Genomic DNA, 23,301 nt, shown 5'->3' with positions numbered 1-23,301 from the left:
CTACCGGGGTGCCGCTGCGACCTTCCTCTCCTCTCTTTCTGCCGTCATCCGCTCCTCCATCTCCACCACCCGGAGCGTGATCTTCAGCAGGGCGTCCGGGTTGACCGATATGGAGTTGATCCCCTGCTCGACCAGGAAGTCGGCGAACTCCGGGAAGTCGCTCGGCGCCTGCCCGCACAGCCCGCTGTGCCGGCCATTTCTCCGGCATCCTTCGACAGCCATGGCGACCATCTTTTCGACGCCCGGATCGCGCTCGTCAAACGCCTGCGCGAGGATCGCGGAATCACGGTCGACGCCGAGCGTCAGCTGGGTCAGGTCGTTGGACCCAATCGAAAACCCGTCGAAGAATTCACTGAATTCGTCGATCGATACGACATTGCTTGGAATTTCGCACATCTGGTAGACCTGGAGTCCGTTTTCGCCCCGCACAAGACCGTTCTTCTTCAGTTCCTCAAGGACTCTCCTCGCCTCCTCTACCCGGCGGCAGAAGGGGATCATGATGATCAGGTTCGTGAGCCCCATCTCGTCCCGGATACGTTTCATCGCCCGGCACTCGAGCGCAAAGCCCTCCCGGTACCGCTCGTCGTAATACCTGACCGCACCGCGGAAGCCGAGCATGGGGTTGGCTTCTTCCGGCTCGAAGTACTTCCCGCCGAGCAGATTCGCGTATTCGTTGGTCTTGAAGTCGCTCATGCGAACGACGACGGGGTTCGGGTAGAACGCCGCTGCGATGGTGCCGGCACCCTCTGCAAGTTTTTCGACGAAATATTCGCTTTTATCCTCATACCCGAAGGTAAGATCCGCAATCGCCTGCCGGACATCGTCATCCTGAACCTTTTCCGGATGAACAAGCGCCATCGGATGGACTTTGATATAACTTGCGATGATGAATTCCATCCTGGCAAGTCCGATGCCGTCGTTCGGAATCGTCGCAAGCCCGAACGCCTCGTCCGGGTTCCCGAGGTTCATCATCATCTCGGTCCTCGGCCGCCGGAGGTCCTTCAGGCTGGTCTTTTCCACGTGGAACTGCAGGGTCCCGCTGTAGACGAAACCTTCCTCGCCCTCGGCGCAGCTGACCGTCACGTCGGTGCCGGTCGGGACCTTCTCGGTTGCGTCGCCCGTGCCGACGACGGCGGGAATGCCGAGCTCGCGGCTGACGATAGCGGCATGGGAGGTCCTCCCTCCGCGATTGGTCACGAGAGCGGCGGCCGTCTTCATCACAGGCTCCCAGTCCGGCGTGGTCGTGTCCGATATCAGGATCTCGCCCGGATTGAAGGTGGATAGTTTGGAAACATCGGTGATGACGCGAGCCTTTCCTGTGGCGATCGCATCACCGATGCTCTTCCCCGTAACCAGGACAGCTCCTCGCTCGTCCATATGGAACGTCTCCAGGACATCCCCGGTCTTCTGCGACTGCACCGTCTCGGGACGGGCCTGTACGATGAACAGTTCCCCGGTTTCGCCGTCTTTCGCCCATTCGATATCCATCGGCATCGGTTTGCCAGATTTCTCTGAGTAGTGGTCCTCGATGGTGAGCGCGTATCCGGCGAGCGTCAGCACGTCGTCGTCCGTGATACAGAACCTTCTGCGGTCTGTTTCGGGAACCTCGACGTTCCGGGTCACCTCTTTTTCCCCGCCGCGGCCGTAGATCAGTTTTATCCTTTTATCGCCGAGATTCTTCCGCACAAGTGCCCGAGAGCCTTTCCGGAAGGTCGGTTTGAAGACGTAGAACTCGTCGGGGTTGACGGCGCCCTGGACAATATTCTCACCGAGCCCGTATGACCCGGTTATGAGCACCACATCTCGGAATCCTGTGTCGGTGTCGAGCGTGAAGATGACCCCGCTCGAAGAGAGGTCCGAGCGAACCATCTTCATAACCCCGACCGAGAGGGCGACCCTGAAGTGGTCGAAATGGTTGTCTATCCTGTATGCGATCGCCCTATCGGTGAAGAGGGAGGCAAGACATTTGTTCACTGCTTCCCGCAACGCCTGATACCCGCGGATATTCAGGTACGTCTCCTGCTGGCCGGCGAACGATGCCGTGGGGAGGTCCTCCGCCGTGGCCGAGCTCCTGACCGCAACATCGATCTCCGCACCGTACTCATCGCAGAGCATATCGTACGCGGTCTTTACCTCGGCCCAGAGGTCGTCCGGAACGCCTGCCCCGAGGATGAGGTCGCGTGCACGTTTTCCCCGCCTCGCAAGATCGGCGACGTCATTTCTGTCCAGCCCTTCCATGGCGGATTTCATGTCGTCGAGGATTCCCCCGGACTTCAGCACATGCCAGTATCCGTCGGCGGTGATAGCAAACCCATCGGGAACCTTCACGCCTTTCGCAGTCAGTTCACTGTACATCTCGCCGATTGAGGCGTTTTTCCCGCCGACCAGAGGAACATCTTTGTTTCTGATATCCTCGAACCAGCGGATATACTTCGCATCCTGTTTCATGCTATACTCCCCTACCGTGCCGCCGGTGCGGCCTGCGCATCATCCCTCCTCCCGCGACGCCATGTACGAAGCGAGGTCGACCATGCGCCGGGCATACCCGAACTCGTTGTCGTACCAGACCATGACCCGGGCCATCCGCCCGTCGACAACGCCGGTGGACAGTCCGTCAACGATGCCGGAATGCGGGTCGCCGATGATATCCACCGAGACGAGGTACTCCTCCGTGTACGACAGGATGCCTTTCATCTGTCCCTCGGCAGCCCGCCTCAGAGCCACATTCACCTCGTCCCGGGTTACCTCCCGCTTCAGCTCTGCGACGATATCGATGATCGATCCATCCGGGATGGGCGCCCGCACCGCGACCGCGTCCATTTTCCCGGCAAGTTCCGGCAGGACACGGGTGGTTGCGACGGCGGCGCCGGTCGTCGTCGGAATCAGCGAGACCGCCGCGGCACGCCCGCGGCGCACCTTCTTTGCGGCCTTATCGACCAGCGCCTGGGTGGCGGTATAGGCGTGAATCGCCGTCGCCATCAGGTGGTCGACACCGAAGGCGTCGTTGAGCACCTTCGCCGCCGGCGCCAGAGCGTTGGTCGTGCAGGACGCGTTTGAGACAACGGTGTGGTTCTCCGGATCGTAGGCTGCTTCGTTGACGCCCAGCACGACCGTCAGGTCGGTGTTATGCGATGGTGCGCTGATGACGACCCGGGACGCCCCTGCCTCCAGATGTTTTGCAGCGTCGTTCCTGTCGGTGAACCTTCCTGTGCATTCGAGCACCAGATCAACGCCGAGATCGTTCCACGGAAGGGCGGCAGGGTTCCGCTCGCCGAGCACGGCAACCTCCCGCGACCCGAACCGGAGGTGATCCGGCCCTGCCTCGACCGGGAAGGGCGCTCTTCCGTGCACCGAATCGTACTTCGTCAGGTAGGCGAGTACCTCAGGCGTTTTCGGATCGTTGACCGCAACGATCTCGATGTTGCCCGGCGGGTCGGTCAGGTAATTGAAGAGAGCCATCCGCCCGATACGCCCAAATCCATTGATTGCAACCTTTTTCATGCCGCATCCCCCTTGCCGGAGAAGGGTTCCTGATCCCGGGCGTATATAGTATCTTGCTCTCACCCCCCCAAAGTCGATCAGGAGGCTGCGCGCCGCATCCCGGGATCGATCGCTGTTATGCGTGCAAACACCTCCTCCCGCTTTGCTGCGACGGCACCGGCGTCTTCCGCCTCCAGGTTGAGCCGGAGGACGGGTTCGGTGTGGGAAGGACGGATATTGAACCACCACGACGGGTAATCGACCGTCAGGCCGTCGAGGTGATCGATCCCAGCGTCGCCGTAGCGTTCCTCAAGGCCGGCAAGGACGGCGTCTTTGTCCGTCACCCGGATGTTGATCTCGCCCGTCGACGCGTACTTCTTCAGCGGTGCGACCAGGCGGGAGAGCGGTTCCTGTTCTGCGGAGAGGAGGTCGAGCATCCGGATCATCGTCATCACGGCGTTGTCGGTGTAGCCGGTATCGCGGTAATAGTAGTGCCCGGAGAGTTCTCCGGCGAACAGGGCCTCCTCCCGGCGCATCTGCGCCTTGATAAACGCATGGCCCACCCTGCATCGCACAGCCTTCCCTCCGTGTTTCCCGATCGTCTCCGGGACGATGCGGCTTGATCGGAGATCGTAGAGGATCGTGCCCCCGGGCTGGCGCTGTAAAAACGCCTCGGCGATAAGCGCCGTCACCAGGTCTTCCGGAACACGATTCCCCTCTTCGTCGATGAACCCGCACCGGTCGGCGTCCCCGTCGAACGCGACGCCGATATCGGCCTGTTCCCGCACCACCTCGGCCTGCAATTCAAGGGTCGTCGAGGGGATCAGGGGGTTTGCGATATGGTCGGGGAACCTGCCGTCGGGTTCGATGTCCCTGAAGGTAAACGTCCATTCCGGAACCCTCGCCGCGATGCGGGGGACTTCCGGCCCGGCCATGCCGTTGCCGGCATCGACGACGACCTTGAGCGGCCGTCCCGGCCGGACGAACGAGTGGAGCATCTCGATATAGCGTTCCATTGCGGAGTCCCTGCGGTACGGCCCGGTTATAGGCCGCGGCGGGACCGGCGGCGATTCCCGGACCAGGCGTTCCAGTGCGGGCAGCGCCGTATCCCCGCCGAGCGGAATCGCGTTCTCGCGGCAGAGTTTGAACCCGTTCATCCGACCGGGCAGATGCGATGCCGTCACCATGGCCCCTCCGTCGAACCCGCCGTCGATGATGGCATGGTAGAGGAGCGGCGTGCTCACCATTCCGATATCGGTCACCGACGCTCCGGCAGAGAGCGCCCCCTCGATGAAGGCTTCGGTCAGTGACGGCGAGGAGAGCCGCATGTCACGCCCGACGACGATCGCCTCTGCGTGCAGGAGCCTGACGAAACAGGCACCGATCCGGCGGCCCATGTCCTCATCAAGCTCGTCCGGGTATGCACCCCGGATATCGTATGCTTTGAAGATCGTTCCCATACGCACCATCCTACGGGGGAGTCCCCGGCGCGGCCTGCTCTGCCGCCGGGGATATACAAGCCCATATCATCCCTCACGATCCTCTAATCCCTGTTGTGCCTCGTCGGCTCGTGATCCCCCTTCGCTCTTTAATATCTATCGTACGGGCACGGGAACACAGGGTCTCCTGTCCCGGTATAACTCGCCCGGCAAGGAAGAGTAAGGAGGAGAGAGGCAATCGAACAACCAGCAGAGCCGGATGGAGCGGTTCTGGCGGGATGCGAGTGGAGCCCCCTCCGCACTACAGCGCCGACCTGCCGGGCGTGATTTCATCACTATGTTTATGTAGATGCGGATGAAGCATCCCGCCACCTGACGAAAAGTTGTTGAACGCGCGATTTGTGTCCTGAGAGGTATGGAATGCACGATACGTGCTCCGTGCCTCGCCCGGGATGTTCGTCTCTTCCGGGCTATCTGCTCCGGAACAAACCGGCTCGAACATCAAACAGGGGATGGAGAATGAAACCACAGGATGGAGAGCCAGAGAGATCCGGTCTCACCCTATTCGTCTACATTGCCGTTGCAGTGGCGGCCATCGGAGGGGTCCTCTTCGGGTACGATACAGGGGTTATTTCCGGAGCGATCCTCTTCATCACCGGTGAGTTCGGTCTTTCCCCTACCCTGGAAGAGGTGGCGACCAGTTCGGTGCTCGTCGGCGCGATCCTGGGGGCTATCGCCGGCGGCCTCCTTGCCGACAGGATCGGGCGGCGCCTCTCGATCATCGCTGCATCGGCCGTCTTCCTTGCGGGTACGGGGTTTGTCGTCGTTGCAGCGGGTCTGCCCGTTTTCCTCGTCGGCCGCGTGCTGATCGGTATTGCCATCGGTGTCGCATCATTCGTCGTTCCTCTCTATATCTCGGAGATCGCACCTTCAGCGCTCCGCGGCGGCATGGTCTCGCTCAATCAACTCTTCATCACTCTCGGAATCCTCGTCTCCTACGGGGTCGATTACCTCCTCTCCGCAAGCGGCAACTGGCGTGCCATGTTCGCATTCGGTGCCGTGCCGGCCGTCATCCTCATCGTCGGGATGTTCCTGCTCCCGGGCAGTCCCCGGTGGCTTATGTCCCGGCAGCAGCCTGACCGGGCAGCCGCCGTTCTCCGGAGGGTCCGCGGAACCCGGGACGTATCGGGCGAGCTCACCGAGATCCAGAAATCGATCAACGTGCAGAAAGCCGGGAGCTGGTCGGACCTGCTGGCGCCGTCGATCTGGATGCCCCTGATCGTCGGCCTCGGCCTGGCTATCCTGCAGCAGCTGACCGGCATCAATACCGTCATCTACTACGCCCCGACGATCTTCCAGTTTGCAGGACTGCACTCTGCCGGGGCCTCGATCGCAGCGACTGCGGGGGTCGGCGTCGTGAACGTCCTCGCCACCGTCGCCGCCGTTATCCTCGTGGACCGGGCAGGGCGCCGCCCCCTTCTCTTAGTGGGAATCGGCGGCATGGTTGTGAGCCTCGCCGTGCTCGGGGCGGGGTTTGCTTTAGGTGGAACGGTTCAGGGCGGCAATCTCCTGGGACTGATAACCGCGGTCAGCCTGATGGCATACGTCGCCTCATTTGCCATCGGCCTTGGACCGGTCTTCTGGCTGCTGATAGCTGAGATTTACCCGCTCAACGTGCGGGGGCGTGCCATGAGCGTCGCAACCGTCGCCAACTGGACTGCGAACTTTCTCATCACCCTGACATTCCTGACACTGGCCGGGGTATTAGGGCGAGCAGGCGTCTTCTGGCTCTACGCACTCGTGGGCATTGTTGCATGGTTCTTCGTCCTCAGGCTGGTGCCGGAGACAAAAGGACTCACACTTGAAGAGATCGAAGAACATTTCAGAGCAGGTCGGCATCCTCGCGAGCTGAAGGGCGTACCAAAACAATACTAGGATTGCTATGTCGGATACCATCCAGGGAAACCGGTCAAAAATTCCCCTGCAGTCCCCTCGCCGTGAAGGCGCGTCCTATGATGAGTACCGGCCAATCGAAGACTACGGGGTGATCGGGAACGGTCACACCGCGGCGCTCGTCAGCAGCAGCGGTTCAATCGACTGGCTCTGCTTTCATCGGTTCGATTCGCCGTCGCTCTTTGCCCGTATTCTCGATCCGGACCGCGGCGGCTACTGGAGCATACAGCCGGAGGAACCATCCGATAGTTCTCGCCGGTATCGTGAGGGGACGAACATCCTTGAGACGACGTTCCGGTGCACCGACGGAACCGTGATCCTCCGGGACTTCATGGATATCGCATGTGTTGCCCGGCTCCGCCGGCTCCCGGCCCCCGGCAGGATAGTGCGCGTCGCGGAATGCACCGACGGGAAGGTCGGGATCGCCAGCAGTTGCCTGCCCCGGCCGAATTACGCCCGCACGCAGCTGGAATTTGCACTCCAGGAGAATCAGGCGGTGTTCGGGGGATATACGCTCACCGGACCGGCAGCATGGCAGGTGGACGATGCGAACGAAGCGTTGGCCTGCCGGGACGTGCTTCACGCGGGCGAGACGGCAGCGTTTACGCTCGCAACGGAGGACGATGCCGCCCTGCCGCAGCTCAGCCCGGCAGATGCTCTGAAGGTGACGACCGACTACTGGAAAAAATGGAGCGGCGCCTGCACGTATCAGGGGCCGTATCGTGACATCGTGATCCGCAGCGCTCTCGCCCTCAAGTTGATGACCTACGAGCCTTCCGGGGCCATCGTTGCGGCGCCGACGACGTCGCTTCCCGAGACCTTCGGCGGCGAGCGGAACTGGGATTACCGCTTCACCTGGATCCGCGATGCGTCGTTCACCCTGTACGCGCTCCTCCTTGCCGGCTACCTCGACGACGAGCAGCCGTTCTTCGACTGGCTCGTGCGCACGGCCAAACTGAAGGGAACGGGCATCTCGATCCTCTACCCGATCGTTCCGGAGAGCAGCACCACCGAAGAGATACTCGACAATTTCCGGGGGTACCGGGACTCCCGACCGGTGAGGATCGGGAACCGGGCGGCGGTCCAGGAACAACTCGATGTCTACGGCGAAGTCATGGGCGCCATCCAGTTCGCCTGGCGGATCGGGAAGTACGACCCGACGCCGATCTGGGGGACAATGCGGCAGATGCTCGACTGGGTGACCCGTCACTGGCACGACCGGGACAGCGGGCTCTGGGAGGTCCGGGGCGGGGTGCGGCATTTCGTCTACAGTAAGGCCATGATGTGGTTCGCCCTCGACTGCGGAATCGGAATCGCGGAAGAGATGCGGCTCCCGGGCGATCTTGCAGGGTGGCGCCGCGAACGCGACGCGATCCATGAGGAGGTGCTCGATAAGGGATGGAGCGATGCATTGGGCGCATTCAAACAGTCTTACGAAGACGAGCAACTCGATGCCGCAAACCTGCGCCTCTCGACCATCAATTTCATCGAGGGGGACGATCCGCGGATGCTCTCGACGATAGACGCCACGCTGAAACACCTTGTCGTCGACGGCCTCTGTTACCGCTACGTCGACGCCCCGGAAGGCGTGGCCGGGAAGGAAGGGACCTTTGTCGTCTGCACGACCTGGCTCGTCAACGCATTGATACGTGCCGGGCGCAAGAATGAGGCGCACCGGATGTTCCGAAACCTCCTCGCACGCGCCAGTCCGCTCGGCCTCTACGCCGAAGAACTCCAGCCGACGACCGGAACCCATATGGGCAACTTCCCGCAGTCGTTCTCGCACATCGGGATCATCAACGCCGCCGTTTCACTCGCTCACGCAGGATACGTCGGCACGGTCAGTCCGCACCACGCTGCCGCCGCAGATGCTGCAGGACATGGCGGCGGGGGTAAGCGCAACCGCTGAACGGGGACGGGCGGCATCCCCCTGCTCATCATTCTGAAAATTCCGGATACATGCATTCACCGGTGATCTGCACCGAAAAATGTCGCGGAAGATACGGGTGGTCTCTCCATCGCCCCAAAAGGGCACGGCAGGGATAACCCGCCCCACCGATGCCGACATTCCCGTATGCCGTTAAGCATTTCTTTATCGCACGGAGAGAGGAGAACGCAGGCACGCGTTCCGCCTGCGGGAACCGGAAGCCTCCCCGGGCGGATCACCGGGACAACTCCGGGGGAGTGCGTGCCTTCATCTCGCCCTCCAGGGCCTCGATGAACGCAACGAGGAACGCGTGCCTCTTTTCGGCGATGTTCCGGGCGCTCTCCGTGTACATGAGGTCCTTGAGGTTCAGCAGTTTCTCATGAAAATGGCCTGTTGCGTCCGCGATGCCCCGTCCCTGCTCTCCGGATTGCATAAACGTCCTCGCGATCCCGACTGCGCCCATCGCGTCCAGGTTGTCCGCGTCCGAGAGGATCCGGGCTTCCAGGGTTTCGGGGGCGATGCCCGAACTATACCGGTGCGCGCGGACGGCGTGGACGATGCCCACGATGCGGTCCTCGGGGTAACGGATCGACCGGAGGTAGGCCTCCGCCATCGCCGCTCCTGCTTCTTCATGGCGGACGCCCGTCTCCTCCTCGAGCGGTCGTGCGATGTCGTGGAAGAGGGCGGCAGGGATGAGGATCCGCATATCCGCACCCTCGCGGGCGCCGATCATCTCGCAGAGGCGCACGACCCTCTCGGTATGGTCGAACCCGTGCGCCCCCGATCCCCGGAGCGCCGTCCTGACGTAATTGAGCATCGCGGTAGCCTCTTCATCCATGGTAGATCTCTATCTTCCGGGCTCGAAAAGATTCGCTTTCGGTCGTCCCGTTCCCATGCTCATGCCGCCACCCCCGCGGCCGGCCGGGTTCGATCGTTGTCCGTCACCGGTGTCCCACAAACACTTTTTTGGGTCATATTATGCACTTTACGGGCCACAAATTGTGTTGTGGATCGCAGACGACCCACAACCGCCTCCGTGACGTGTTTGTGTATATCCCGGTACTCGCAAGATCTTTTGTGTATATTGGATCGCGGTTTTGATACGCACAAATGGGCTTGCAGGTACCAGAGCACTCACAACCGGTCTCCCTCGGTGATGACGACCAGGCGCGGGAAGATGTAAATGCTTGCTTTTCTTCCTCGTCCTTTCTGCACCAGCTGGATGATGTCGCTCTCCTCCAGATCCCTGAGGATCTTTGCCCCGCTCTCTTTCGGAATCGCCGACAGGTCGTAAAATTCGGACGAACTGAAGATCGGCGTCCTGAAGACGGCATCGATCGCGGCGACGGCGTACTGCGACCGGGTCACCTCCGGCACCGTCCGTTTCATCTCGTCGTAGAGATCGAGGATCGCCTTTGCTTTTTTGCCGTTCTCCTCCGCCTGTTCCTCGATGGCACGGAGGAAGAACGCGATCCAGCCGTTCCAGTCTCTTTCCCGGGAGACCGCGAGCAGCCGCTCGTAGTAGACCGGCCGGTGCCGTTCGAGGTAGGCGCTGATGTAGAACATCGGACTTCGAATCAGCCCCTTCTCGTACATGATCAGCGGGACGAGCATCCTCCCGATACGGCCGTTGCCGTCGCAGAACGGGTGAATGAGTTCGAACTGCGCTTTTAAGACGGAGAGCTGGACGAGGACGTCTTTTTCTTCACGGTGCAGGTAGGCCTCCCAGTCCTCAAGCGCCCCGGGAACCATCTCCGGTGCCGGCGGGACGAAGATCGCGTGCTCGACATAAGCATCCCGCCCGATGAAGTTCTGGATATTCCGGATGCACCCCGGCTCCCGGTCCATGCCCCGGCTGTCGGTCAGGAGGATCCGGTGCAGGTCGCAGATCAGGGCCGTATCCAGCCGCCGGGTCCTGAGGGCGTCCACCGCAGCATGCAGGGCCTCCCGGTAATTGATGATCTCCTGGATATCGGCAAGAGCGGCATCGTTGATCCGCTCTTTCGGGTTCGCCTCGAACCGCAGGACGTCCTCGAGCGATGCCTGCGTCCCCTCGATCCGGGACGACAGCACCGCTTCCTGCGTCAGGAGCGGGGAGAGCAGGAGTTCGGGGTTCGGGATCGCCTGGAGAATGCCGTCGTACCGGGCGAGGGCGCGGTTCGCCGACGCTATTTGTGGAATATGGGCCTCCCAGTCGATCCCGTCGGGAGGCAGCGGCTCCGGCACGTAAGGCGCAGCCGTCATGCCGTCTCTGCCCCCTCACGGACCGCCGTGAATCCCCCGAGAGTAAGACCACTGGCGATGTGCCGGAGATCCTTCATATAATTATCCGGTGGTGCGAGAGAGTATTAACATTGATTGTTTGCGATTGCAGCGTTCGTTATCTGTCGTATCCCCTGCATGCCGCCCGGTCGATCAAAACGGCAGTCGCCGGTGTGTACGGGAACGGTTGTCTCGACCGTGCATCTCATTGTCGCGGCGTTCAGGCCGCATGGAAAGCATCTGCTCGATCGGGCAGGGTCTCTGAACCTTACGACATCATCTGCGTGGCCGAAACGTCCGGGACGGGCACCGTCCGGCGTCCCGGTCGGCGGGAACGGAGCCGTTGATGCTGCATTCCCCGTCGGTCTCGGTCTTCTTCGTATAGAGGGCGCAGTCGCTGCAGGTCGGCATAAAAAACCCTTTCCCGCCCGGGAGATATAGGTTTTGCCGGCCGGACTACGAGGGTGAGTCCGTCTTCTTCCACCGGGTCGGCACCACATATGGCCTCCCCGGTCGTCGTGCTGGCGTACGGGCCTGGCCGTGGATGGGGAGCGCCGTTCCGGCCGGCGTTCTCTGCGGCCCGATAATCCCGGGGCTCATCCGCCCTGCACTTCTCGCACCGCTCGTATCTCAGGTATATCCGTCCCGCCGAGCAGCTCGACGATCGCGTGCACGTACGGCTCCTGGCGGGTGCAGCTTGGGGATGCGCGGGGATCGCTCCGCTGCCCCCGCCGCCCCATCTTCGCGTGGCCGGTGGCGATGTAGTGCAGGAAGTCCTCCTTTGAGAGACCCCACCGGCAGTTGACCTGCAGCCTGACGAAATCGGGGTTCTTCGGGTTCGGGAAGAGCACGGCCCGCGTTCCCGGGAGCGGGACCGGGTCTCCCCCGTTTGTCTCTGCAAGATCGAGAACCCGCCGCCACAGCCGGTCGCAGGCGACCTCCGGGCAGACCCGGCAGTAGCGGTTCGACGGCGGCGTGCCGTCGCCGGTGTAGTGGCGGCAGAAGTTCAGATCCATGAGCGTTCAATACGTCTCTACTCCCGCACTTAAACCGTGCGGGTATCCGGGAGGGTATGGACGATCCCGGGCTCCTCCCCGACCCAAATAACAACCCTCATCCCTCCTCCTCCCCAAACCTCTCACCAGGAGAGATTGCCGGATGTCCCCCGCCGTTCTGTACCGCCAATTGCCCGGAGAGGGTCTCGACGCGTTCATCGCAGGGTTCCGGAAAGCCGCCGCCCGCGACCCGTTCGGGACCGTCTTCATCGTCCCGACGTCCCACCTCGCCCGGGAGGTCGCCCGCCGCCTCGGGGAGGAGGGTGTCCCGTTCGTCGCCGATGCGGTCACGACCCTCCCCGGGTTCGCCCGAAAGGTCTTCGACGATCGTGCGACATCGGAGGCACCGATCTCGAGCGCAGAGTCCCGGCTCGTCCTCGCCCGGCTGCTTGCCGCCGGCAGGTACCCGCTGCTTGCCGGCGCCGGGGCCGTCGACGAACTCGCGACGCTCTTTGACGTCCTCATCATGCGGAAGGTCGACTACCCGGCCGCACTCGGCGACCTCGCGAGCACCAAAAGCGCCGAGATCGCCCGCCTCTTCGACGCCTACCTCCGGTTCCTCGACGATCACGACCTCGTCGACGAGAGCACGCTCTTTGCCCGGGCGGTCCGGCTGCTCGCCGACGCGGGCGGCGGGTTCCGGACGGTCTTCGTCTACGGTCTCTTCGAGCCGGTGCCGCTCGAGCGCGACCTGCTTCTTTCCCTGCGGGAGTCCGCAGAGGAGTTTCACTATTCGATACCCTATGCCGCAAACCCGGCGGTCTTTTCAGACGACGGCGAGTGGCTGCACCCGGATGAGGTCGTTCTTCCGGAAGACCACCCATCAAAGATCGCCGGCCTCTTCTCCCGGCGGGAGCCCGGGGATTGCGGAGGATTCATCCGCATCGCAGAACGGCGGGACCGACTCGACGAGGTCAGGGCGATCGCGCAGGAGGTCCGGGACCTGATCGTCGCCGGGGCCCGGCCGGGAGAGATCGCGGTCGCGTTCCCCGACCTCGCATCGGCGGTGCCGTATGTCGAAGAGGTCTTCCCCGACTTCGGGATCCCGTACTCCGCGTCTGCCGGGCGGCCGCTCTCTGCATCGCCGCTTGTCCAGGCACTTCTTCTGGTTCCCGCCGTCCCGGCCCGCGGCTACCGCCGGGAGGATGTCGTCGCCCTCACGTCCTCCCCCTACCTGCCGAACGCCCGGGGGTGCGAGGTCGACATCCTCTCCCGGGAGGCCCGGATCACCGGCGGAGCGGCCGCCTGGTACGAGCGGCTCGCGGCGCTGACTTCTGCTCTCGAAGAAGAACGGACCAGACCGGACACACCGGAGTCCGCGAGAGACCGGCTCGCAGCGAAGATCGCGGCAATCGGGGCGGTTCGGGACGGAATCCGGGAACTTTTCGCCGACCTCGCGGCGCTCGAGGGGAAAAAGACGCTCCCCGGGCACCTCGCCGCCTACCGCTCGCTCCTTGACCGCTGGCAGGCTCCGGCGATGCCGGCGGAGGGCGATCCCGACCTGCTGGAGGACGAAGCGCGGGATCTGGGGGGATTCATGGAGACCCTCGCGGCGCTCGAACGCCTCGCCCGGCTACTCCCGGAGGAGAAGGTGCCGCTTTCGGAGTTCTCCTCCCTGCTCGGGCTCTTCGCTGCCGGAACCCGGACCGGCCGTCGACGGAACTCGGGCGCCGTCCGGGTGGTCGGCGTCCGGGAGATTGCGCACCTCGCCGTCCCCTACCTCTTCATCGGCGACCTCGTCGAGGGCGCGATGCCGCGGCTCACCACCCGGCTGCCGTTCACCACCGATGCCGAGACCCGGCGCCTTGCGACGCGGTCGAAGGAGGACATCCTCCGGGAGGAGCGCTACCACTTTATGGCAGCCCTCCTTGCCGCCCGCTCCCGGGTCTACCTGAGTTACCCCGCGGCCGACGGCGCGACACCGCTGATCCGCTCCGGGTTCGTGGACGCCGTCCGGGAAGCCTTCTCCCCGGAGACGTGGGGGAGCGGCGACTTCCCGGACTCTGCGCTCGCAGCAGCCCGGCGGGCCGGCGTCCTCCTCGCCCGGGGGGAGACCCCTGCCGGGATGCCGCCGGGGCTTACGATCCGCGAGGCCGTCCGCAGGCTCAACGTCGAGAATTACCACCGGAAGGGCGGCTACGACTCCCCCTACGACGGCCTGCTCGCCGGCGATCCGGCGATCGTCGCGGCGCTCGCCGAACGGTTCGGCGATATGGCCGTCTTCTCCCCGACGGCGCTCGAGACCTACGCGGACTGCCCGTTCCGGTTCTACCTGGAGCGGGCCCTCGGCCTTGCCCCGCTCCCTCCGGCCGATCCCGACCTGACGGCGCAGGAGCGGGGGAGCCTCGTCCACCGGATCGCCTGCCGGTTCTACTCCGGCTGGAAGCGCGACGGTAACGGGGCGGTCACCGAAGCGTGTTACCCGGACGCCCTCCGGCTGATCCTCAGCACCGGCCGGGAGGAGGCGGACCGGTTCGCCTTCACAAGCCCGGCATGGGTCGCGGATAAGGAGCACCTCCTCGGGTCGCCCGCCGCCGGAAGAGGCCTCCTTGAGCGGTTCCTCCGGCACGAGGCGGAGATTGCGGGCTCCGGCCTCCTCCCGCAGGCCTTCGAGGTCTCGTTCGGCCTCCCGCTGGTACCGGGGGAGGTCGACGCGGCCTCGACGACCGATGCGGTCGCGATCCCGCTCGGCGGGGAGACCATCCGCCTGCGGGGCAGGGTCGACCGGGTCGATGTGCTGCCCGACGGGCGGTTCACGATCACCGACTACAAGACCGGGACCTCCCACCCCGGGCTCAAGGATATTGCAGCGGGTAAAGCGCTCCAGCTGCCGCTCTACCTCCGGGCGGTCGAGACGCTGACCGGGATGGAAGGAGTCGCCGGCACCTACTACACCTTGAGGCGCGGGGAGGTCCGGAACAGACCGGTCTTCTGGGACGCAGGGCTGAAGGACTGCTTTGCCTGCTTCCCGGGGTCGCGGCAGGGCGGCGTCGAGGACGTCCGGGAGCTGGTCGAGACCGCTCTCTTCTGGACGAAGCACTACCTCGCCGGGATACGCGGCGGCTGCTTCCCGCCCCGGTCGGACGCCGGCCCCTGCCCGGGCTACTGCGGGTTTAAGACGGTCTGCCGGTTCGACGCCCTGCGGCTGCTTAATGCGGAGGTGAACGCCGATGGAACTGACTGAACGCCAGAGGCAGGCCGCGCTCGACCACACGAGGAGCAAGTGCGTCACCGCCGGGGCGGGGACGGGAAAGACGCACGTCCTGGTGCAGAAGTACATCAGCCTGCTCGAAACCGGCGTCGGCGTCGGGAACATCCTCGCGCTGACCTTCACCGAGAAGGCGGCCGGCGAGATGAAGGTCCGGGTCCGCCAGGCTCTCGCGGAGAAGGAGGGCGAGCGGTGGGACGCGGTCCGCGACGAGTTTTTGTGGGCGAAGGTATCGACCTTCCACTCCTTCTGCGCCTCCGTTCTTCGGGAGTTCCCGCTCGAAGCCGGTGTCGGGCCCGCCTTCGCCGTCCTCGACGAGCGGGAGGCGATCCTGCTCCGCGAGGAGGCGGCCGATGCCCTCATCCACGGCGATCCGCCCGCGGAGTGCCGGGAGGCGGTGATCTGCGCTCTCCGTGCGGTCGGGGACTACGAGTTGAAGAACTACCTTGAGGCGCTGTATTCGCGCCGCGAGGCCTCGGAGGCGTTTTTTGCCGCCCTCGCAGAGAGCGAGGAGGGGGTGCTCGACGCCTGGCGGACGGCCGTGGAACGGCGCCGGGCGGAGGCGCTCGCGGCCTTCCTCGAGCGTGCCGGGGATTCGATCGAGACGCTGCGGGACCTTGCCGCCCGCTACCCCGGTGAGCGCGACCCGGGCGAGAGTTACCTCCGGGCCGTCGAGCCCTGCCTTGCCGGCAGGATCGCGGTCGCCGCGCTCGTGGAAGTCCACAAAGACCGGCGGTTCCGGGCGAACATGGGGCAAAAGAAGAACTGGGCGGGGGACGACCTCGAACGCCTCCGGGCGGCCTACCGGGTTCTTAACGACTGCATCAAAGCCCATGCATGGGCTCTCTCGCTCGATGTCGACCCGGCGGATCCCTTCACCCGGGCGACACTCGACTTCCTCCGGGACCTCGGCACGGTCTTTGGCGCCTTTACCGGAGCGCTGGAGGCGGAGAAGAGGCGGAAGAACGCCCTCGACTTCGACGACCTGATCGACCGCACCCACCGGCTCTTCTCCGCCCACGAGGATATCGTGGCGGCGCACTTCCGGGACCGGTTCCGGTTCGTCCTGGTCGACGAGTTCCAGGACACCGATCCCGTCCAGATCGCCATCCTCTGCGCCATCCTCGGCGATCTGACCCGGGAGTCGGCGAAACTCTTCGTCGTCGGCGACCCCAAACAGTCCATCTACCTCTTCCGGGAGGCCGACGTCACGCAGTTTGGGCGGATCCGCGACCTGATCGAGCGGGACCTCGGCGGGGAGGCGGTCCCGCTCGACGTCAACTTCCGGAGCACGCCCGGGGTCGTCGGGTTCACGAACGCCGTCTTCGGCGCCCTGATGGCGGAGGGCTCCCGGCCCTGGGAGTTCCTGTACGAGCCGCTGCGTGCGAACCGGGATGGCGACACCGGTTCGGTCGAACTCCTCCTCTGTCCGAAGGCCAGGGACCGGGCGGCCGGCCGCCGTGCCGAAGCGGAGCTGGTCGCCCGGAAGATCCGGGCCATCGTCGAGCGGGGGGAGAAACCGGTCTACCAGGACGGGGAGGTCCGGCCGGCGGGCTACGGCGACGTGGCCGTCCTGCTCGAGCGGCGGACGAACCTCGCCTACTACGAGTGGGCGCTCGGGCGCTACGGCGTCCCCTACCGCGTCCACGCCGGCCTCGGGTTCTACGAGCGGCAGGAGGTCTACGACCTCTACAACATCCTCCGGTTCCTCGCGAACGACCTGGACGACGTGGCGCTCTACGGCCTGCTGCGGTCGCCTTACTTCGGGTTCTCCGACGCCCGGCTCTTTTCCATCGCCCGGGCGGGGACCTCCCTCTGGGAGCGGCTGCAGGCGACGGAGGACCCGGCGTCGGCGACCCTCCGGGGGTGGCTCTTGCTCTCCCGCAGGCTCCCGCCCGCCCGTCTCATCCGTCGGATCGTCGACGAATCGGGGATATTCGTCGTCTACGGCGGGATGGCCGGGGGCGAGCAGGCGGCCGCGAACGTCGAGAAGCTGATCGCCGTCGCGAGGGAGGCCGACTGCTCCACGCTCGCCGACCTCGTCGGGGAACTCGGGCGTTGCATCGACGACGCACAGCGGGAGGGGGATGCGCACCTCGATTTCGCGGCGGCAGACGCGGTCTCGATCATGACGGTGCATGCCGCGAAGGGGCTCGAGTTCCCGGTCGTCGTCGTCCCCGACCTCGGGGAGACGCCGCGGGCTGGCGGGGGCACGATCATGGTGGAGGACGGGCTGCTGCTCGGTGTCTCGATCCCGAACCCGGCAAACGACCACGAGCGCGAGGGGACGCCGGTCCTGACGATCCTCAGGGACGAGCACCGGCAGAAGGAGGAGGCCGAGCGCAAACGGCTCTTCTACGTCGCGGCAACCCGGGCGAAGGATCACCTCGTCCTCTGCGGGGAGACGCCGGCCGAGGTCCCTGAGACCCTTCATGACGGTAAGACCCGGATGGCCTGGCTCGCGCACTGCCTCGGGCTCTCTCCGGAGGTCTATGCCCGTGGCGAGGCCGTGCTCGAGACGCTCCGCATCCCGCTCACCCTCGACTCCGCGGCGATCCCCGTCGACGTGCAGGAGGCCGCTCCGGTCTATCTCCCGCTTCCGGACGACGTTCCCGCGGTGCCAGTCCCGGCGAGCATCCTCCCGGCCGGGGAGAAGGAGCGTGTCTATTCGGCGAGCGAACTCGAGCGGTATCTCCGGGCCCCGGCCGGGTCCCGGCCGCCGGGGTTCGCCGCCGGCGAGGATCCCCTGACCCGCGGCCTCGTCGTCCACGAGGTCTTCCGCGGCCGTGACCCCGCCGCGGTGCTGCGGCGGTACGGGGTTGATCCCGGCCGGGCAGGAGAGTACCGGGAACTCTACGAACGGTTCCTCGCGTCGCCCCTGATGCAGGGCGTCGTCCGGGACCACCGTGAGGTGCCGTTTCTGGCGCGGGTGAACGGGTTCGCGTTCCGGGGAGCCATCGACCGGCTGGTGCAGCGGCCGGACGGCGCCTGGGTGCTCATCGACTACAAGACCGGGACGCCGGGGGGCGCCGGGGACTACGCGCTCCAGATGACGGTCTACCGGCACGCCGCCGCCCGGATCCTCGGGGCTCCGGTCGTCCCGTACCTCTACTTCGTCGACGGCGACCGCTGGGTGGAGGTCGCGGTGGACGAGGAGCGGGTCTTTGCCGATATAGAACGAGCGGTCCGGGGGATTGAAGAAGGGGATTTTTGATGGCGGGGGTGCCGGGGGAGTGCCCCGGGCGGGCGGAGCGGGAGTGATGCGGGGGCGGCGCTCCGTCCTCTCTAATCCGAAAGGGATAATGCTTCCCGGATGGTAATATCGTCATAGGGAGTCCGATGCATCCTATCATCCGCGAGAAAATCCCCGAGATCGCCCACATCGCTGCACGCCGCCGCGTGAAAAGGCTCGCGGTCTTCGGCTCGGCGACGGGCGACCGGTTCGACCCTGCGGCGAGCGACATCGATTTTGTCGTCGAGTTCGAACCGATGACCCCTGTGGAGCATGCGGAGGCGTACTTCGGTCTCGCCGGGGACCTGGCCGAACTCTTCGGCCGCGAGATCGATCTCGTTGAACTATCGGCGATCAGAAACCCGATCTTCCGTGAGTCCGTGGAAGAGACCTGCAGGGATGTCTATGCCGTCGCGTGAGGGCAGGAAACACCTCTACGATATTGCAGAGAAGTTGTGGCATGAACGGGTGCCGGAGAGTATAAGTGGGCGGATGTATTATTCAAGAATAACGATGCATCCTCTCGCCCAGATCCGGCAGAACCTGCGCACCCTCCGGGAACGCTACGGCGTGGCCCGTATCGGCATCTTCGGATCGGTTGTACGCAACGAAGCCACCCCGGCAAGCGACATCGACATCCTGGTGGAGTTCCGGGAGGGAGAGGAGACGTTCGATCACTTTATGGACCTCAAGTTCTACCTCGAAGACCTCCTGGGGCGAAGGACGGATCTCGTCATCGCCGACACCTTAAAGCCCCGGATTCGGAATGCCGTCCTTGATGAGGTCGTTTATGCCTAGAGATCTCCTGCTGTATCTTGAGGACATCCGCGACGCCATCGCCTCAATCCGCTCTTATGTAGGTACCGAACGTTTGAGGAACTCGTGGCCGATCGCATGCGCCTTGACGCCGTTGTGCTCAGGTTTGTTACCATCGGGGAAGCGACAAAACAGATTCCCACGAGCGTCACCGCCCGTCACCCGGAGATCGAATGGCGAAAGATTGCCGGGCTCCGTGATATCAGTGTTCACTCCTATTATGCGGTGAAACCAACGATTCTCTGGGATATCATCCAGACCAAACTTGGGCCCCTGGAGGACGCGATAGAGACGATGATCCGGGAAGAAGAGGAGTAAAGGCTGGGCGATGGTCCTCACCCGCGAGGGTATACCTGCCTGAAACGAGCCGCATCACGCGCACGGCGGCACCTCTGCGTATGCCCTCCGTTTCTCCCGCCCTCACCTTTCAGTCGTACAGCCCTATCGCCAGGTAGTCGTCGTCCGAGAGTTCGTCCCAGAGTTCGAGGACGACCGAGCCGTCGTCCAGGACGTCGCCGGGGATGACCCAGTCGGAATCGACTTCCCTGACCTCTTCAACCCCCTCCGGGGTCCTCACGAGCACCTTCATTGCGCTGTCTCCGTTCTGCAGCCAACACGATCGGAATTCCCCGTACAGGCATGCTGCCGTAAGGCCATATGCAACAGCCGGAGATCTCTGGCCGGATAAAAGCCTTCCCGTTCTGCGGAGTATGCCGGCCCCGCGACGGTGCAGGTCTTCCCTGACGGGGCCTGCATCGGGCCCGGCAGCAGCACCGCCGGGTATACTTCTTCCCTTTCGTCGCCCTGCCGGTATCGACATCCTTATCGCCGGTAGGGCGGAACCGCTGCAGCCATCGTGATTGTCCTCTCCGCAGCCGTATGAATTGCCATGGACGGGCGGAGGGTAAACCGCCGTGCTCTCCCGGGTCGCGCATCGCCATTGCCCGGAAGGCAATAGGGGAGACAGATCTTTCCGGGTTAAGAGGTTTCCACAATCATAAATAAATAATAAAGACAGGATAATTTCGTGCAAGTGGAGTCCCCCCGATGACACCGTTCTCTGGCGCTTCTGTCGAACCCGCGCTGGCCCCGCATATCCTCGACCTGCTTGACGAGGGCGTGCTTCTGGTCGGTCCGGAGAACCGTATCGTCTGGATCAACAGAGCGCTGCAGCACTGTCTCGGCGTCGACCGGGACGCTCTTTTCGGCGGCGACGCCGGGGAGTTCCTGAACCGGTTTCTTCTGCCCCGGGTCGTCGAAGAGGAGTGCAGGCGGGCGATATCGGCATCGTTACGGGACCGTGCCGATCTCCCGGCCCTTGCCTGCACCCTCCGGACCGCCGACGGCGAAGAGCGGCGGATCCGGTGTTCCGGCAGGGTCGGAGAGGACGGCATGCACCTCGTCCGCCTGCAGGACTTTCGGCCGGACGGCGAGCAGGAGATGCTGGAAACCATCCTTTCCTATCTGCCGGAGACGGTGAACATCCTGGACCGTGACCTCCGGTATGTCCACGTGGACAGGGGGTTCGCCCGTAAACTCGGCCGGGAGCCGCACGAGATGGTGGGGAAGACCTGGGAGGAGCTCGGGTTTACGACGGAGGGGGCGGGCCCGTACTTCGAGAAGGTCAGGGAGGTCTTTGCCACCGGCAAGCAGGTGCGGGGAGAGGTCCGCCATGCCGTAATAAAGGATGTCGAGTACAGCGAGTATATCTCGGTCCCGATCCCCGGTCCCTCGGGAAGAGTCGAGCGGGTCCTGACGGTCTCCCGCGACATCACCGGCCGGAAGCGGGCGGAGCGGACGATGGCGCACGAGCGCGAACTGCTGCAGGCGATCATCGATGCGATCCCGGTGATGATCACGATCTACGACCCGAACCTGAAGACGTTCCGGTTCAACCGCGCGCTGCGCGAGACGTTGGGATGGACGGAGGAAGACGCACGCGGCGGCGGCCTCATGGCGTTATGCTATCCCGACGCCGGGTACCGGGAGATGGTCGGCCGGTTCATGCGGTCGCTCGAGCCCGGGTGGCGGGACTTTGTGCTGAGGGCAAAGGACGGCTCGTTCGTCGAGAGTTCCTGGGCAAACATCCGCCTCTCCGACGATACCCGGGTAGGCATCGGCATCGATATCCGCGAGCGGAAAGCGGCGGAGAGGGCGCTCCGGGAGAGCGAGGAGTGGTTCCGCGGCATCTACGAGAGGGCCGGGATCGGTATCGCTCTCGTGGGGCTGGACGGATGCATCATCGATAGCAACCCGGCATTCCAGGAGATGCTCGGGTATGAGCGGGACGATCTTCGTGGCATGCATTTTGCTGATACTACCCATCCCGACGATCTGGCGGAAGATACGGCGCTCGCGGCGTCTCTCGTCGCCGGAGAGATCGAGAGTTACCGGCTGGAGAAACGCTATGTAGGGAGGGACGGCCGGATCCTCTGGGGCATGCTGACAGGCTCCCTGGTCCGGAACGCGGAGGGCGGTCCGGAGTTCCTCATCGGCATGATCGAGAACATCACGGACCGCAAGCGGGCAGAGGACGCCCTCCGGGAGAGCGAGGAGCGGTACCGTTCCCTCGTCGAACTCATGCCGGATGCCGTGGTCGTACACCAGGACGGCATCATCGTTTACGTGAATCCTGCCTGCGTCCGGATTGCGGGCGCCGGGAGTCCTGAAGAGATCGTGGGCAAACCGCTGGATCTCTTCGTCTCCCCCGAATATCGTGAGGCTATTGCCGGGCAGATCCGCCGGATGCAGCAGGAAGGCACGGCCACTCCGCTGGCCGAACAGGAACTCAGGACCCTCGACGGCCGAACGATCCGGGTCGACATCACGGCGACCCCCATACTCTACCGGGGCCGGCCTTCCATCATGGCCGTTTTCCGGGACATCACCGAGCGCAAACAGGCCGAAGAGACCCTGCAGTTCGAGCGCGACCAGCTCCTCTCGATCTTCGACGGCCTCGAGCAGATCGTGTACGTCACGGATCCCGCGACGAACGAGATCCTGTATGCAAACCCCTACTTTACACGAGCGCTCGGGAAGGACGTTATCGGCGGGCTATGCTACCGCGAGTTCCAGGGTCGCGAGACGCCGTGCCCGTTCTGCACCAACGATGTGATCCTTGCCCGGAAGCCGGAACCGTACCGGTGGGAGTTCTATAACCCGGTTCTCGATATCCACTTAGACATCGTCGACCGGATCATCCGGTGGCCCGACGGGCGGGACGTGCGGCTCGAGGTCGCGATCGATATCACCGAGCGGAAACGGGCCGAGCTGGCCCTGCAGGAGAGTGAAGAGCAGTTCCGTGCGCTCCTGGACGCGACGCCCGACGCCACGGTGCTCATCGACCGGGAGGGTATCATCCTTGCCCTGAACGAGGCGATGGCCTCACGGTCCGGGGGGAGTATAGAAGACCTTCGCGGAACATGCGTGTACGACCTCTTCCCGCCCGATCTTGCCGCATCCCGAAAGAAGTGGGCCGATGAGGCCTTCTCCTCGGCGAAGCCCATCCGGATGACCGACGAGTATGAGGGGAGGATCTTCGATCATATCCTCTTCCCGATCCAGGGCGCAAACGGGCAGGTCAGGCGGCTCGCGGTCATCTCCGCCGATGTCACCGAACGGAAGCAGGTCGAGAGGATCCGGCGGGAGGCATACGACCGGATCGAGCAGAACATCGAGCAGTTCGCGATCCTCGCGGATCACGTCCGCCAGCCGCTGCAGGTGATCCTCGGCATGACCGAACTGCTCGAAGAAGGGACGGCTACGGAGAGGATCCGGGAGCAGGTCGAGCGGATCAACGCGATCGTCAAACAGCTCGACCGGGGCTGGATCGAGTCGCGGAAGATCCGGGAGTTCCTGCGGCGGCACGAGGCGGCGTAGATGCGGCCGGGGGCTTCAAAGCGGTAGGGCCGTTCCCGGTGAGTTTTCCA

The 23,301-nt window shown here is 64.2% G+C and carries 15 protein-coding genes and 1 pseudogene; 8 read left to right on the top strand and 8 right to left on the bottom strand.

The window, feature by feature from the left end; genetic code table 11:
- The 3 genes from ppsA to DIC75_RS06600 form a co-directional block, all read right to left on the bottom strand.
- Positions 1–2,448, bottom strand: coding sequence for a phosphoenolpyruvate synthase (ppsA, locus tag DIC75_RS06610; protein ID WP_250987242.1), 2,448 nt, complete (start codon positions 2,446–2,448; stop codon positions 1–3).
- 39 nt (positions 2,449–2,487) lie between these two features.
- Positions 2,488–3,501, bottom strand: coding sequence for a type I glyceraldehyde-3-phosphate dehydrogenase (gene gap, locus DIC75_RS06605; RefSeq protein ID WP_250987241.1), 1,014 nt, complete (start codon positions 3,499–3,501; stop codon positions 2,488–2,490).
- A gap of 77 nt (positions 3,502–3,578) precedes the next feature.
- The gene (locus DIC75_RS06600; RefSeq protein WP_250987240.1) at positions 3,579–4,940 is read right to left on the bottom strand and encodes a phosphomannomutase/phosphoglucomutase; all 1,362 of its coding nucleotides are present in this window, start codon (positions 4,938–4,940) and stop codon (positions 3,579–3,581) included.
- A gap of 498 nt (positions 4,941–5,438) precedes the next feature.
- On the opposite strand from DIC75_RS06600, the gene DIC75_RS06595 reads away from it, so the two are divergent.
- The gene (locus tag DIC75_RS06595; protein WP_250987239.1) at positions 5,439–6,854 is read left to right on the top strand and encodes a sugar porter family MFS transporter; all 1,416 of its coding nucleotides are present in this window, start codon (positions 5,439–5,441) and stop codon (positions 6,852–6,854) included.
- Between the two features lie 7 nt (positions 6,855–6,861).
- Positions 6,862–8,781 carry a glycoside hydrolase family 15 protein gene (locus DIC75_RS06590; RefSeq protein WP_250987238.1) on the top strand — a complete coding sequence of 640 codons (1,920 nt, stop codon included), beginning with the start codon at positions 6,862–6,864 and terminating at the stop codon, positions 8,779–8,781.
- A 253-nt stretch (positions 8,782–9,034) separates the two neighbouring features.
- On the opposite strand, the gene DIC75_RS06585 is transcribed toward DIC75_RS06590, so the two are convergent.
- The 4 genes from DIC75_RS06585 to DIC75_RS06575 form a co-directional block, all read right to left on the bottom strand.
- On the bottom strand, positions 9,035–9,637 hold the full coding sequence (locus DIC75_RS06585) for an HD domain-containing protein (protein WP_250987237.1): 603 nt from the start codon (positions 9,635–9,637) through the stop codon (positions 9,035–9,037).
- Positions 9,638–9,933: 296 nt separating this feature from the next.
- Positions 9,934–11,043, bottom strand: coding sequence for a Fic family protein (locus DIC75_RS06580; RefSeq protein ID WP_250987236.1), 1,110 nt, complete (start codon positions 11,041–11,043; stop codon positions 9,934–9,936).
- Positions 11,044–11,337: 294 nt separating this feature from the next.
- On the bottom strand, positions 11,338–11,472 hold the full coding sequence (locus DIC75_RS12285) for a hypothetical protein (protein ID WP_284738412.1): 135 nt from the start codon (positions 11,470–11,472) through the stop codon (positions 11,338–11,340).
- A 185-nt stretch (positions 11,473–11,657) separates the two neighbouring features.
- Positions 11,658–12,077: a hypothetical protein gene (locus tag DIC75_RS06575; protein WP_250987235.1), complete on the bottom strand. Its 420-nt coding sequence runs from the start codon at positions 12,075–12,077 to the stop codon at positions 11,658–11,660.
- A 142-nt stretch (positions 12,078–12,219) separates the two neighbouring features.
- Here DIC75_RS06575 and DIC75_RS06570 point away from each other — a divergent pair, with 142 nt between their 5' ends.
- The 5 genes and pseudogenes from DIC75_RS06570 to DIC75_RS06550 form a co-directional block, all read left to right on the top strand.
- The gene (locus DIC75_RS06570; RefSeq protein ID WP_250987234.1) at positions 12,220–15,300 is read left to right on the top strand and encodes a PD-(D/E)XK nuclease family protein; all 3,081 of its coding nucleotides are present in this window, start codon (positions 12,220–12,222) and stop codon (positions 15,298–15,300) included.
- Positions 15,287–18,538, top strand: a complete 3,252-nt coding sequence (locus DIC75_RS06565; protein ID WP_250987233.1) for a UvrD-helicase domain-containing protein — start codon at positions 15,287–15,289, stop codon at positions 18,536–18,538. The genes DIC75_RS06570 and DIC75_RS06565 overlap by 14 nt, the downstream gene beginning before the upstream one ends.
- 125 nt (positions 18,539–18,663) lie before the next feature.
- Positions 18,664–18,975: a nucleotidyltransferase family protein gene (locus tag DIC75_RS06560; RefSeq protein WP_250987232.1), complete on the top strand. Its 312-nt coding sequence runs from the start codon at positions 18,664–18,666 to the stop codon at positions 18,973–18,975.
- Between the two features lie 94 nt (positions 18,976–19,069).
- Positions 19,070–19,354 carry a nucleotidyltransferase family protein gene (locus tag DIC75_RS06555; RefSeq protein ID WP_250987231.1) on the top strand — a complete coding sequence of 95 codons (285 nt, stop codon included), beginning with the start codon at positions 19,070–19,072 and terminating at the stop codon, positions 19,352–19,354.
- Between the two features lie 78 nt (positions 19,355–19,432).
- Positions 19,433–19,690 (top strand): annotated as a pseudogene (locus tag DIC75_RS06550) (HepT-like ribonuclease domain-containing protein); the annotation flags it as partial.
- Positions 19,691–19,799: 109 nt separating this feature from the next.
- Here DIC75_RS06550 and DIC75_RS06545 read toward each other — a convergent pair.
- Complete coding sequence (locus tag DIC75_RS06545; RefSeq protein ID WP_250987229.1) at positions 19,800–19,961, bottom strand: hypothetical protein; 162 nt, start codon at positions 19,959–19,961, stop codon at positions 19,800–19,802.
- A gap of 458 nt (positions 19,962–20,419) precedes the next feature.
- Here DIC75_RS06545 and DIC75_RS06540 point away from each other — a divergent pair, with 458 nt between their 5' ends.
- Positions 20,420–23,251: a PAS domain S-box protein gene (locus DIC75_RS06540; protein ID WP_250987228.1), complete on the top strand. Its 2,832-nt coding sequence runs from the start codon at positions 20,420–20,422 to the stop codon at positions 23,249–23,251.
- Positions 23,252–23,301 lie beyond the last annotated feature (50 nt).

The sequence above is a fragment of the Methanoculleus oceani genome (genome assembly GCF_023702065.1).
In the GTDB taxonomy this organism is placed as follows: Archaea; Halobacteriota; Methanomicrobia; order Methanomicrobiales; family Methanoculleaceae; genus Methanoculleus; species Methanoculleus oceani.
Note: the sequence above shows the minus strand (reverse complement) of the source record. Positions and strands in the feature narration are given on the sequence as shown.